This is a genomic window from Rosistilla ulvae (genome assembly GCF_007741475.1).
GTDB classification, from domain to species: Bacteria; Planctomycetota; Planctomycetia; order Pirellulales; family Pirellulaceae; genus Rosistilla; species Rosistilla ulvae.
On record NZ_CP036261.1, the window covers coordinates 1,557,436 to 1,570,964 of the forward strand.

A 13,529-nucleotide genomic window follows, 5' to 3' on the forward strand; every position below is an offset into this window, starting at 1 on the left:
ACCAGCCTGCCTATTCTAACAAGCAATACTGATTCAATGTCTCCGCGAGATCACCTCTTACCTACTTCAGATTGAACGCGTCGCACAGCTCGTCGATCACGCTTTTGGGCATCGCCGAAACCGCTCCGATACTCTTGGCATTGATCACCGCTTCGGCTGTCGATTCGAGGACTTCCAGTCGGTCAAATGCATCCAAGACACTCGACCCCGTCACCAGGACGCCATCGTTTTCCAGGATCGCTGCCGGGTTGCGGGAGGTGACAAAGTCGGCGATCGAACCGTCGGATCCGTACTGAACGCCGTAATCCGCTCGTCGCACGTCGCGAAGAAAGACGTAGCTTTCGGGAATCGTGCGGACATCAAACGGCACATCGGTCGCGCTGAAGGCGGTTGCATTCACCGGATGTGCGAACACGATCGCTTGCACATGCGGATGTTGCTTGTAGATCGCTTGGTGCGCACGCGCCGCGCGGCTGGCCAGTTTCCCTGTCTCGCGTCGATCGCCGTCGACCAAAACAAAATCTTCCGCCGACAAGAGTTCGCGGTCTTTCTGCGTCGGCGTGATCAAAAACGCATCGCCATCCAGACGGGCCGAAAAGCTGCCTTCGGTGCTGATCAACAATCGTTGCCGACACCCGCGTTGAACAAACTCACACAACTGTCGGCGCAGCTCGCGTTCGTCAGCCGATGCGACGCCGGGATCAAACGATTGGAAATCGACGCCACGCTGAGCGGCTTGATCCAATTGGGCGTCGCTCAAAAATCGCAGCTCGCCCAACTGATTCGCTTTGATCAACGTCTTGCCAGCAAATTCAAACGCTTCGAAACGCTTGAACGCCGACGCCAAACAATCCCCGCCGACGACAACGCCATGGTTCTCCAAGATCACGCTGTCGCAACCTTCGGAGAATGTGTTGGCGATACTCGCACCAAGCGCTTCGCTGCCCGGACAGGCATACGGCGCGAAACCGATCTTTCCGCAAACGCTGTGCGCTTGGTGGAACAATCGCGTGTTGGGCGTCTGCTGACAGATACTGAAGGCAACCAAAGCGACGGGATGGGCGTGAACGATCGCCTGAATATTGGGCCGCGCCGCGTAGATCGCTTTGTGAAACGGAAACTCGCTCGACGGCGGATGCAAGCCATCGACGCTGCCATCGGCGGCGACACAGACGATGTCGTTGCGAGTCAGATTCCCTTTGTCGACGCGAGCCGGTGTGATCCAAATGTTCCCATCGGCGTCGCGGATCGAGAGGTTGCCGCCGGAAGTGGTTGTCATCCGGTAGCGATAGATGCGATCCATCGTCCGCATGATCTCATCGCGTGGATGAACAAGGGCTCGAGTTGTATTCATGGTTCAGCAATTTCCAAGTTCGCGTAATCCGGGCCACGATCTGACGCCGCGTCGCGACGGGCGCATTGCCCGTCGCGTTTGCATTTTACGGACAGGCGGGAAGCCTATCCTGCTTTCGGAGCCTATCCCAAGGGGCGGACGACCGAGGTGCTGCGGTAGTAGTCCATCAGCGTTTCGATCGACAACACGCCGCCCCCCATGCCGCTCTTGTTGACGCCGCCGTAAGGGACGCCGTGGGCGAAGACGTTGTGGGCGTTGATCCAGCTGTTGCCGGCGGTCATCGATTCAGCCACGCGTGCCGCCCGATCGTTATCTTTGGTCCAAACGCTGTTGGCCAATCCGTATTGCGTGTCGTTTGCCATCGCGACCGCTTCCTGTTCGGAACCGAACTTGGCCAAGTAGGCAACAGGGCCAAAGATCTCTTCCTGAGCGGCGACATTGTCCAGCGAACCGGCCAGCAACGCCGGTTTGACGTAATTGCCTTCGTAACCTTCGACCGTGGCAGCCCCGCCGCCGTACAAACACTCCGCTCCGCCCGCTTTGCCTTTGTCCTGATATCCCAACACGCGTTGGCATTGTTTGGGATTGACCACGGGGCCCATCTGAGCGTTTGGATCCAGAGGATGCCCGATTTTCACTTCCTTCAATCGATCAACGCAGTGTTTGACAAATTCGTCGTAGACGTTTTCGTGGATCAACCAACGCGTCGCGTCACAGCAGACTTGGCCGCTGTGGAAGGTGATCGCCCCAACAAGTGCTTCCGCCGTCGCCTTGACATCGACATCGTCGAAGACCACAGCAGCTCCCTTGCCGCCGAGTTCCAGTTTCACGGGGACCAAGTTGCGGCCACACGATTCGCCGACCATCTGTCCGACTTCGGGCGATCCGGTGAACGACATCCGCTTGATCTTGGTGTTGTTCGACAACGCGGCACCCGCCGTCGCACCGCGGCCGGTGACGACATTGATCACGCCGTCGGGAACGCCCACTTTCTTGGCCAATTGAGCCAGATAGAGTGCCGACAACGAAGTGTCTTCGGCCGGCTTGATCACCACGGTGTTCCCGGCAGCCAATGCGGGCGAGATGCCCCAACCGATCAACAGGAATGGGAAGTTCCATGGGAAGATGAACGCGCACGCGCCCCATGGTTGCTTGAAAGTCCAAGCGTCGTGGCCGGGCACATCCAACTTGTTTCGCAGTTCCACCTTGTCGGCGAGGCCAACGAAATAGCGGAGCGTGTCGACGAAGTTTTGCACGTCACCAGCGGCTTGAGCTTGGATCTTGCCGGCGTCGAGCGCTTCGATCTGTGCGATGATCGCCTTGTCCGCTTCGACGGCGTCGGCCAGTCGCAACAAAATGCTGCTGCGTTCCTGCTGCGACAGCCCCGCCCAGGCGGGAAACGCTTCGTCAGCGATTTCCACGGCGCGATCGATTTCCGATGGAGAGAGGTCGTGGATTTCAGCGATCGTGTCGCCCGAACCGGGATCGATTGTCGGGATCAAGTTTCCCGAAGCCGCAGGAAAATCCTTGCCCCCCACGAAACTGGCAAATGGGCTCTGCTTCAGGAAGGTTTCGACGGCTGGCAACAATTCGAACTTCGTCATAACGCTCATTTGGTAACTCCTGCGAGTGATTGGATTTCGGGTTTTTGTCGCTTTTTGGGGGCTCGTTCTCACCGGCGACTGTTTTGCAGATTCTTCATCTTATCGTTTCGGCGTGCGATGGCTTGCCCCCCAATGCAAATTGTCGCCCATCGGGCTCTTTCAGGTCGTCGGCTCGCGGGGAGATCGAGATCGACGGGATCATCATGCGCTCCCGAATCGGCATATTGCTCAGTGGATTCGCAGGGGAACGGTTCGCGATCGCACGTCTGCTGCGCCGAAGATGCGGTAGCAACGGCTCTTATCGCTTGTTTGTCCTATGGGGAGCGTCGCAATGCGTTCGGGCCAATGGGCTGATGTTCAAGCTGTGAGCCGAGTTGTCGCGGAAGGGAAGAGTTGCTGCTGTTGGGAAGTGTGCTCTTTAAGCGATCGTTTTTCAGACGCTTGAGGCGAGCGAGGTGTCAGCAGCGTGTGGGTGAAACATTGTTCCAGATTCCACGTCGGCGCCCCTCGCGTTGCCAGGCCTCAACCAACAAAAAACGCCCCGATGTTGATCGGGGCGTTTCTACTTTTTCTGCTTGTGAAGAGGCGGTGCGTCTAGCCTGGTCCGCCGGTCTTCTTGAGGTCAAAGTTGACGTTCGTATTGGAACCAGACTCCACGTTAAAAGTCAATTCGGAGGCCACGTTATACATTGCCGGAATCAACTCTTTCTTGGGTGCCACGCCTTCACCTTCGACGGTGGCGACGGTGATACGGACAACATTCTCACCGACGATCGCGCCGGGACGGTCAGCCATATAGGCCAGTTCATAATAGCCGTTCGCATCGGTTTTCCCGTTCGCTGGACGGTCGTCCTCGTGGTAGAAGGAGACGAGTGCATCGGACAACGGTTCACCGTCGAAGGTGACCGTTCCTGAAACAGGAGCCAAGCGAGGCCCGACGCCACCACCACCACAACCAAGCGTTACGCTGGCAAGGGCGATCAAAACGGATGTCGCTAGACGCGACCTGGAAAACGGAATGAAGTTCATTAGAAAAGGCAACCAATTTTTAGGAATGAAACCGAACGGATATTAATAGGTTGGGATCACTTCGCCACCGTCCATCGTTCCCAACGCGGCTTGAACGCGAAGAGGAATCGATTCGGTCAGGAAAGTAACACTTGCGTCTCCACGGATGAATTGCGCTCCGCCGGGATGTAGGCTACTTGGGTTGTAGGAACTCGATCCATTGATCACGTAATCGGTGTCGTTGGAAGAACGCTCCATTCGCATTCGCACCTGAAATTGCGAAATACTGCCGCTGATGCTACCACCGAAGTCGTTTTGATAGCCGATCCACAGCGAGCCCGCTGGTCCATCGATCGTGCATCGTTCAGCCACCATGATGGTGTTGCTTAATCCATCGATGATGTCGCGAAATTTTGTCGCCGAATTGTCGGTGAAAACCGATGCTCTGTCGGTACCGCCCGCACCATTGGTGGCGGTTGGATTGGAGCCGTTGTAATACGCGGAGTAAACGCCGACATAGTTGGATTTTGCGAAGTAGATCCCACCGGTTCCGCCCAGCTTGTTATTCAATTCCCCGCCTGGGTCCGAAGGGCAAAGAAAGGCACTCACTGGCGTTTGCGCTAGCGGTGGATTGTTTCCGACGCCGTTTGTCGTGACTTCCAGGATGTCTTCCCAAGGCTCATCGAACGCACCGGCTGCGGAAATCGCATCGAACAAAGCATCTTGCTCCATGAACGGCAGGATCATCGTCCCCCAGGCCAGTTGGTTGCTTGTCACAATACCTGGGGGAAGCTTTCCGTAGGTGTCATGGTAGTTGTGAAGAGAAAGTCCGATCTGCTTCATGTTGTTGCTGCAACTCATGCGACGCGCTGCTTCACGAGCGGCCTGAACCGCTGGCAGCAACAGGCCTACCAAGATGCCGATGATCGCAATCACAACCAGGAGCTCCACCAATGTGAAGCCACTACTTTTTTTGGCTTTCGTCATATATTCCTCGAAAGAATTAAAAAGAAAAAGAATGGGGGCGTCGTCATTTTCAGGCAACACAGCAATCGTGCGCCCGTTCGCGACTCAGAAAATAAGAGTCGCTTTGCAGACAACAGTGCCACATTTAGAACGCATGCATCCTCGATGCTTCCCCTGATCACTTAAGTAAGTGCGGGGAGTAGAATAGTTGTTGTGGATTCTATCGACACTTTAGTGTTGTGACAATGGACTTTTCTCACACTCTGCAAGTTGTTAAGCGAGTTGCAGTGTAGGAAGTTGCAAGGAGACAATGTGTAGGAAATAGAGGCGCGGGGGTTCTAAGCCACCTGGAATGGCAGTAAGGAAAAGAAAGCCGCGAGTTTCTATACATAGCCAGGGTCTCGCTCTTTTGGTTTGCCGTAATGCGTCACCAGAAACGAAAGTAGTCAGTGTGGGTTGTGCATGCTCCCTGTAAGGACCTTTTATTTGCGTGCAACTAGTTGTTGTGGGTGTGTTGTTGTGTGCGCAGGTGGTGGTTCTGGGGAGTTGTCTGTAGGAATTAGTAGCAGGAGCGAGAAGTAGAAGTTGTCAACAGATGGGGGGGCGCATCAGGGTTGGATATGTGTAGCAGTGACCAAAATGGGGGCAGTCGCTGGGATGGTGGTCCATCGCATTCACGGTTTGACTATTGGCGCAGGAACGGGGGGCGGGCAAAGCAGACACTTAGACAGGAATGCGTTTTTTGAATTGTGGAGCTGCTAACCAAGTTGTCGCGATTTACTCACGTTGGTAAACACTCGCACAAGCTCCAACCCGAGATATCTACTCGCCAACCAGCAAGTCGGACTGCAAGTCACCACCAATCGGGCATGTTCGGTAAGAACTAGAATCGGGGGGACGGGGACCATCGATTCGCAGACGCGGTCCGAAGCGTTACAGAGAGGGTAGTCCCGACATGAAGAAAGGCTTGGAACAGATGTTCCAAGCCTCTTTATCGAATGTACCGTTTGAAGCGGTTCGCAAGCAAACTTTGCGTACCACTCTTGAAAATGAGTACCCCCGAAGGGATTCGAACCCCTAACCCCCGGTTCCGAAGACCGGTGCTCTATCCAGTTGAGCTACGGAGGCATCCGCACCGAAGTGCAATACCGTTGGCTGGCACAGAGCGATTTCGCTGCCGGTGCCAGACTGCCCAAATCTTACAAGATTTTCCCCGCCGTGCTAGTCCCGCAGGGGACAAATTTGCCGCCCCGCCAGTTTTGGCCCGCTATATGCCCTTTTCCTCTACTGACCGCTACAGGGTGAATGCCAAACGTTAACGTCCCAATCTGCCGCATCGACGCCGTTATTGCAGCCAGGCGTCGGGATCGGCATCGCTCGGCATCCGCCAATCGCCCCGCGGCGACAGGCTGACGCTGCCCACTTTGGGGCCGTCGGGGACACATGTCCGTTTGAACTGATTCGCAAAGAACCGCTTGAAAAAGGTCTGCAACGTTTCGGCGAGCGTCGCGTCGTCGTAGGGCTGCGAAAAGTTCGTCTGCTGGGCCAGCCAGAGGATCTTTTCGGGCGAATAGCCGTTGCGGATGAAGTGGAACAAAAAGAAGTCGTGCAGTTCGTACGCTCCGATCGTCGCTTCGGTGCTCTGACGGATCTCCCCGTCTTCGTTGGGGGGCATCAATTCGGGAGAGATCACCGCGTCGGCGATTTGGTGCAGCGTGGTGCGGACCGATTCGTCGAAGTGGTGGTCGCCGGCAAATCGGACCAGGAACCGGACCAGCGTTTTAGGGACCGATGTGTTGACGTTGTACATCGACATGTGATCGCCGTTGTAGGTCGACCATCCCAACGCTTGTTCCGACAGATCGCCGGTTCCCAAGACAAAACCGCGACTCATCAGCACAAAGGTCCGAATTCGCGCCTGGATGTTCTCGAACACTAAGTCTTTGGCGTCGTTGGGCGTTTTTATCAGCTGCTGCTGCAGCGTTTCGACGTCCATCTTTTCTGCATCGATTCCCAGCGGCTGATGCTGCAGCGATTGAAACGCTTGCAGGCACAACTGGCGAATGTCGATCGTCTCCCGCGTCACGCCCAGCTGTTGCATCAACCGATCGGCACTCTCGCGGGTCTGGTCGGTGGTGCCAAAGCCGGGCATCGTGATCCCGTGAATGCGCGAGGTCGGCCAGCCGTATCGCTGGCACATCTTCGCGGCAACGACCAATGCCAGCGTGCTGTCGAGGCCGCCGGAGACGCCGATGAAGAGGGGCATGTTTTCGGGCAGCTGACGAATTCGCTGGGCCAAGCCGGCCGATTGGATCTCAAAAATCTCGCTGCAGCGATCGGCAAGCGTATTGGGATCGCTAGGGACAAACGGCCGCGGCGCGATGTCGCGCTGCAGTTCGCGATCGGGAGTGTGGGTGAGCGAAAAATCGAATTGGCGATAGTCGCGCGGTAGCGATCCGCGGGCGTCGTCGAACGAACCGATCGTGCGGCGATCGTGCCCCAGTTTTTGAAGGTCGACGTCGACGGTGGCCGATGTCGCTCCCTGCCACGTCGGTTGGCCATCGCCCACGCGGCGCGAGTGGCTCAAGACGACTCCGTTTTCAGCGATCATGCAGTGCGCACCAAAGACGACATCGGTTGTCGATTCGGTCGGGCCCGCGCCGGCGTAAGCGTAGGCGGCGATGCAGCGTCCCGATTGCGATTTGACGAGATCGGTTCGCCAGCTGGCTTTGCCAACTGTTTCGGTGCTGGCGGACAGGTTTAATAGAATGTTAGCCCCGGCGACTGCCATCAAGCCGCTGGGAGGATTGGGAGTCCAGAGATCCTCGCAGATCTCGATTCCCACGACTGCATCGCCCGATCGGAACAGCAGATCGATGCCAAAGGGAATCGATTGGTTGTCGACGGTAATCGTCGCCGGTTCGCTGCCGTCGGCGGCGCGAAACCACCGCGCCTCGTAAAACTCTTTGTAGTTTGGCAGGAACTGTTTCGGAACGATTCCCAACAGTTGGCCGTTGTCGATCGCGGCGGCGCAGTTGTACAGGCTGCCCGCGACGCTGACCGGCACGCCGACGACAACTAATTGATCGCGACCCGCCGATGCCGCGACGATCTGCTGCAAAGCCGCCATCGCCGCGTCGATCAATTGTTGTTGTCCAAACAGATCGGCGGCGGTGTAGCCGGTCAGGGAGAGTTCGGGAAAGAGGACGATGTCCGATTCGCCGTACTGTTGCAGCAGTTCCTCGATCTCGTCTGCGTTTTTGCGCGGCGCACCAACGGAAACTCGCGGGCTCGCGGCGGTGATGCGGACATATCCGTGGGGGTGCATGAGCGGGACGATCCTTGTTAGACACAGGTTTTTGCAACGTGATTTGTAGTATACTCGCCACCGCCGCGGATCGGCGAGAGCGCTGAAGCGGGCGACGGGGCGCGTTGGGGTTGGCGTTTAGGTCGATCGGTCGTAGAACGCTAACGCTCGATTCGTGTGAGAACCGGACGCTAACGCGTGGCGGCTGATCGTTTCAATTGAATCACTGAATATTGCTGAAGCGGGCGATGTGATACCGGAGAGATATGCCCGATGAGTTCCCGATCGATCTATACCGACGACTGTTTGTTGTTCCTGGAAGAGCTGCGACACAACAACGATCGCGCGTGGTTTGCGGAGAATAAGGAGCGGTATGAAGCTTCGGTCCGCGAGCCGAGCTTGCGGTTGATCGAAGCGATCGGTCCGCGGCTGGAAAAGCTCTCGCCCTTCTTTCCGGCGGTTCCCAAACGCGTTGGCGGTTCGTTGATGCGGATCCACCGCGACACGCGGTTCGCCAAAGACAAGACGCCCTACAAGACGAACGTCGGGATCCATTTTCGCCATGAAGTGGGCAAAGATGTCCACGCCCCTGGCTTCTACGTTCACATCGAGCCGGAGCGATGTTTTGTCGGCGCGGGATGTTGGCGTCCCGCTTCCCCGGCGCTGCTGGCGATTCGTCGCAAGATCGACGACGAACCGACGCGTTGGAAACGGGCTCGCGACGCGAAGGCTTTTCGCGAGAACTATCAGCTGGAAGGAGAGAGTCTGAAGACGGCGCCGCGCGACTTTGCCAAAGACCATCCGATGATCGACGATCTGCGCCGCAAGGACTTCATCGGTTTGAGTCCGTTGGCCGAGAGCGACGTGACGTCACCCGATCTGGTCTCGACGATCATCGCTCGGTTTCGAGCCGCGCGATCGTTGATGCAGTTTCTTTGCGAAAGCGCATGCGTGCCGTTTTAAATATCGGTTGAGCCCACGGTATGAGGCGGGCGGAGCACTGCGTTAGAATCCGCAGTCGAGGACCAGTTCGTAGTTTTCGATCTGCAGCTTCTGTGGCAGTTGCAATTCCACCGGTTGCTGTGGCAGCAGGACCTTGTCTGCGGTTTGGCATTTGGCCGTCGGCGCAAGGACTTTGGCAACGATCCGGTCGGCACCCACGCGCCTCAATTCGAAATGGGCTGGGGCGATCGAAGTCTCGTCTGAATTCGCGATCACGCAGCGCGTGCTCGATTGCTCACTGAGCAAGGCAAACTTCTCCGGTTCATCAGCCTGTTGACGGCCGAAGATGGTGACCAGCTTTTTGCGGTGTTCCAGGAACCGCTCGCCGCTATTTTTCAGAAAGCAGTAGACGGGAAAGTTCTCATCCAACGCGGTTTCAAAAATGTTTCGCAGTGGTTCGCTGGCCGGCAGTCCGGCGAGCATTTTGTCGATCGTCGGTCGATCGCCCCACTGGGATCGGACGATGTACTCGTGTTCGAGAATCGTCACATAGTGTTCCGGGTCGAGTTGAAGAGCGGCCAAGATGTCGGTGTAATATCGCGTATCGCGAGGTTCGTCATCGACGCCCAACCGCCATCGCCACTCCAGATCGATCATGGCAAATTCGACCGCCACATCGCGGCGATAGACCGGGCTGACGGATGAGATCGCATCCCACATGTTCAGCGGCTTGCCCCGGCGCCAGGAGGTTTCGAATTGCTTCCACGCCTCGTTGACTTCCGCTTCGTTCCAGTCGGTCATTCGTTATCTGCCGCTTCAATCTTGGCGAGGGTCTCGCGGATATTGTTGATGTGGCGTTGAACGGTGCGCACCGATATTTTCAGGGCGTCGGCGATAAACGGTTTGGCGTGCCCTTCGAGCTGCATCAGCACGATGGTTTGTAAGATGTCTTTCCCCAGCGCTTGCAACAACTGCTCCAATGTCTCTTGAACGATCAAAGCTTGTTCGGCAACCGGGCCGGTGGGAAGCGCAAAGATCGAACAGAAATTATTGCTCGACGAATCCCCGACCTTTTCAGAGCTGTGGATGTAGCGTCCATCGCGATTGCTGTATTTGATCGATTTCCGCAACGCGATCACGCTCAGCAATCGAAATAGGTCTTGTTGGGTTTTCAGTTGAGCAAAACGGCCTGCTCCCGCACCGCTGACAAAGCTGCGCATGGCGCTGGCCGCGGCCCCTTCGCCATCGCATCCCAATCGCCGCCGCCGCATCCGGCTGTGGGCAAAGGAGACTAGGTAAGGGAAATACTGGTGAAAAACCTGCTCCAAGGCGAGATTGTCGCCACGACGCACGCCTTCGACCAATTCGTCGAGCTCTTGATTGTTGCTGTCGCCTTCACTGTTCATTGCACTCTCGACCTGGTCTTGAATCATCGCCCAAGCGCGGACTCTGCTTCCCGCCAACTCAATTCTGGTCCTTTATCCGATATTTTGTCTAGTGAAATCTAGACAAAATATCGGATCGGATTGCGGTTTAGGGAAGGATGATGTCGGACGCTTCGATGATCATCCCTTGGGTATCGCCCGCAATCGCGGCGCTGCCACCGACGGTATTAGCACGAATCACGCCCGGATCGATCCAATATCCATCGGGGGTCAATTCCATCGTTCCCATGTCGAGATCGAGGTTTCGCCGCACGACTTCGTAGTTGACCCAGATGTTTAGGAAGCCGTTTTGGGCGTTCAACAGATCGCTCAACGCAAAGATGATATCGCGAGCCGCGGTCGGGCCGCTGGACAATCCGCGAGCCTCTCGCAACAGTCGCAAGTCTTCGTTCAAACTGATCTGTTCAGCCGCCATGCGGACCGCGGAGCGTTGCAGTTCGAAGTTCACCTGGTTGGCTCGCAATTGGCGGATCTGGCCTCGCAGCAACTGCCATACGCCGTCCTCGTACTGATAATAATTGCGGCGGGCTTGTTGGTATTCGATCAACGATTGCCGGTAGGTGTTACGTTCCTGCAGTCGTGTCAGCGGTGCATCCCATTGCAGTCCGGCACGCAACCGCCCCGCATCGCTGCGAAGTTTAAACGGATTGCTGTCGGTGTTTTGGAGGTCGCCGCTGAAGGTGATGTCGAGCGAACTTTCCAGGTTGTCGGCGTTGAATTCGATCAACCGCCAGGAGTCGACAAGCGAAGCACGGGCGTTGGCCCAGTCGCGCCGCTGTTGCCGCGCGATCTCGAGCGCTTGCGGAGCGCTGATATCGACTTCCGGCAGCGACACGCTTTCGATCCGGGCTCGAGCCTGGATCAGCTGCATCACCAAGACGTCTTCGGCGATCGCAGCGATCAGATCTTGAGCGGCTAGGATGCCCTTGTCGCGAATCTGTTGCGACAGCGAACCATCGGCATCGGCTTGGGCGGCCGTTTGCGATGCTCGCGACTGCAACAGTTCTTGCAGCCCTTGGTCGATCGCTTCGATCTCGATCGCATACGCGGTCATCCGTTTCTCAAGCTTGGTGTAATCATCGATCAACCCCTGCCCGATCCGATTGAAATCGGTCGGATCAAACAGTGCTTTGTCGACCATCGTCAACGGCAGCAGCGTGCAGATCTGATCCTTTTCGGTTTGGTAGATATTCAACAACTGCGACGAGGATCGCTGGCGATCGGGAACCGCTTCGGCCAACGCTTCGATATCGCGTTTCAGGCCTGGCAGGTCGGTTTCGATAAACGTCTTCTGCAGCTCTACCAACGGAACCAGTTGTCCGTTCAGATCTTCCAACAACTGGGCAACTTGTGGCGTCCAAGTGATTTTCAGCTCGGGCAGATTGGTCGCAGGGTTGATCGCCTCGCGCCCCGTTTCCAGCAGTCGCGTGTTGATGTTGCCGACGACGGTACGGATGTCGGAGACCTGGTTGCGACGGTCTTTCAGATCGGGCGAGATCAATTGGAATTGATTCAGCACTGGATCGCGGATTTCGACGCATAGGTAGGGGGGCAGCCCCAGGTCTCCCAGGAATGAATCGACCGATGCGTTAAATGCCGCTTGTTGATTCACCAATTGGCTTTGCGCCGACAGGAGTGCTTGTTGAGCCTGAGCGACCTGCAGCCGTTGCCGCGGAATCGCTTCCTGGTCGGTCGGGATCGTGGTCAGCATTTCGACAAGCGTGTCGTTCAGCAGCAGCAGGTTTTCACGCAGCCGAGCCACGTTTTCCTCTTGGTTTTGAATCTGCAGTTGGTCCTGCAGCAATCCGAGAAAACCGCCCGCTTGAGCGACGCCGCCACCACCGCCGATCCCCAGGTTTCCGCCGCCGCCGAGTCCTGCGAAGCCGCCGCCGAGTCCCGAGAAGCCTTCCAGCCCGACGCCGAAGACGCCGCCGCTGCGCGATGGGCCTGCATCGACGCTGCGACCGGTTGTGATCGAAAGATAGAAACTGCGGCGGTAGCGTTCGAAGGCGCGAACGTTCGCCAACAGCCGCCGTTCGGAGAGGGTCAGTCGTTCCATGATCCGGTCGCGGCCGGCATTGCGCAACAGCGGTTGAACGAGCGTAAAGTCGAGGATTGTCGATGCGCTTTGCGTGTCGGGACCGCTGAATTCCCAGACGATCGAATTCGCCATCCCGACAACTAGGTCGGCACCGGTGGTAAAGCTGCGCTGCATCGACCAGGGGCGTTGGCCGACGCTGTAGGGACCGACCGCCAGATTCGAACTGCTCTCCCCGCCAGATCCCGAACGCAACGGTCCGTCGGCTGTATAAAAGGATTGCAAGCCGCCAAAGAATTGCGTGTCGAAGCGGAACCGTTCGCTGCTGACATCCAATGCCGACAGGTAGAGGGTTTCGAGTTCTTGTTGGTATCCGGGAGAATTCAATCGCGCCAGTTGGAACGCGGTGTCGGAATCGAGCACCAAGACGCCGCGTTCATCCAATGGCAGGAACCGCCACCAATCGGGATTCTCCGCCGTGTTTGTGTCGCCGTTGGCATGCCACAGCGGATAACCCCGCTTGCCGTCGACGCAGTTCATGTAGGTGTTCGATTTGGGATCGTCCTTAGGCATCGGCGGGCGATCGGGATCAAACGGATCGAACATCCGGCTCTGGCTGTCGATCTCGATCCGCAGCGCGTGCCCGGGATCTTCCCCGCTGTGACAGACCTTCTCGTCGATCAATTGGTACGCTTCGCGGTCCGCTTTTTTGCGGTACAGCGCTCGGTTGCAACCGATGTTGCCGAGCACCACGCTGGCGATCAGCATCGCGATGGTGAGTGATCGGAGCTTCAACGCGATCGCAGGCCGCGCAAGAAGAATCGTCCGGTTGTCGGCTACCATGCCTGAAATCCCTATCCAAAGA

The 13,529-nt window shown here is 57.0% G+C and carries 9 protein-coding genes and 1 tRNA gene; 1 reads left to right on the forward strand and 9 read right to left on the reverse strand.

The window, feature by feature from the left end; all coding sequences use genetic code 11:
- Nucleotides 1-61 precede the first annotated feature (61 nt).
- The 6 genes from EC9_RS05645 to EC9_RS05670 all read right to left on the reverse strand — a co-directional run bounded on the left by EC9_RS05645 (nucleotide 62) and on the right by EC9_RS05670 (nucleotide 8,260).
- Nucleotides 62-1,354 (reverse strand): class II aldolase/adducin family protein, encoded by a 1,293-nt coding sequence (locus tag EC9_RS05645; protein WP_145343118.1) that lies wholly within the window; start codon nucleotides 1,352-1,354, stop codon nucleotides 62-64.
- Nucleotides 1,355-1,476: 122 nt separating this feature from the next.
- The gene (locus tag EC9_RS05650; protein ID WP_145343120.1) at nucleotides 1,477-2,967 is read right to left on the reverse strand and encodes an aldehyde dehydrogenase family protein; all 1,491 of its coding nucleotides are present in this window, start codon (nucleotides 2,965-2,967) and stop codon (nucleotides 1,477-1,479) included.
- A 585-nt stretch (nucleotides 2,968-3,552) separates the two neighbouring features.
- Entirely contained in the window at nucleotides 3,553-3,942 is a 390-nt protein-coding gene (locus tag EC9_RS05655) for a DUF4198 domain-containing protein (RefSeq protein ID WP_218934608.1), read from the reverse strand.
- Nucleotides 3,943-4,029: 87 nt separating this feature from the next.
- Nucleotides 4,030-4,953, reverse strand: a complete 924-nt coding sequence (locus tag EC9_RS05660; protein WP_145343124.1) for a DUF1559 domain-containing protein — start codon at nucleotides 4,951-4,953, stop codon at nucleotides 4,030-4,032.
- A gap of 1,033 nt (nucleotides 4,954-5,986) precedes the next feature.
- Nucleotides 5,987-6,060, reverse strand: a tRNA-Arg gene (locus tag EC9_RS05665).
- A 217-nt stretch (nucleotides 6,061-6,277) separates the two neighbouring features.
- Nucleotides 6,278-8,260: an NAD(+) synthase gene (locus EC9_RS05670; RefSeq protein WP_145343126.1), complete on the reverse strand. Its 1,983-nt coding sequence runs from the start codon at nucleotides 8,258-8,260 to the stop codon at nucleotides 6,278-6,280.
- A 252-nt stretch (nucleotides 8,261-8,512) separates the two neighbouring features.
- On the opposite strand from EC9_RS05670, the gene EC9_RS05675 reads away from it, so the two are divergent.
- On the forward strand, nucleotides 8,513-9,202 hold the full coding sequence (locus EC9_RS05675) for a DUF2461 domain-containing protein (RefSeq protein ID WP_145343128.1): 690 nt from the start codon (nucleotides 8,513-8,515) through the stop codon (nucleotides 9,200-9,202).
- A 42-nt stretch (nucleotides 9,203-9,244) separates the two neighbouring features.
- On the opposite strand, the gene EC9_RS05680 is transcribed toward EC9_RS05675, so the two are convergent.
- From EC9_RS05680 to EC9_RS05690, 3 genes are all read right to left on the reverse strand, one after another.
- Complete coding sequence (locus tag EC9_RS05680) at nucleotides 9,245-9,982, reverse strand: hypothetical protein (RefSeq protein WP_145343130.1); 738 nt, start codon at nucleotides 9,980-9,982, stop codon at nucleotides 9,245-9,247.
- Nucleotides 9,979-10,587: an ECF-type sigma factor gene (locus tag EC9_RS05685; protein ID WP_218934609.1), complete on the reverse strand. Its 609-nt coding sequence runs from the start codon at nucleotides 10,585-10,587 to the stop codon at nucleotides 9,979-9,981. Before EC9_RS05685 ends, EC9_RS05680 begins: the two co-directional genes overlap by 4 nt.
- Before the next feature lie 127 nt (nucleotides 10,588-10,714).
- Nucleotides 10,715-13,507: a TolC family protein gene (locus tag EC9_RS05690; protein WP_145343133.1), complete on the reverse strand. Its 2,793-nt coding sequence runs from the start codon at nucleotides 13,505-13,507 to the stop codon at nucleotides 10,715-10,717.
- Nucleotides 13,508-13,529: the final 22 nt, after the last annotated feature.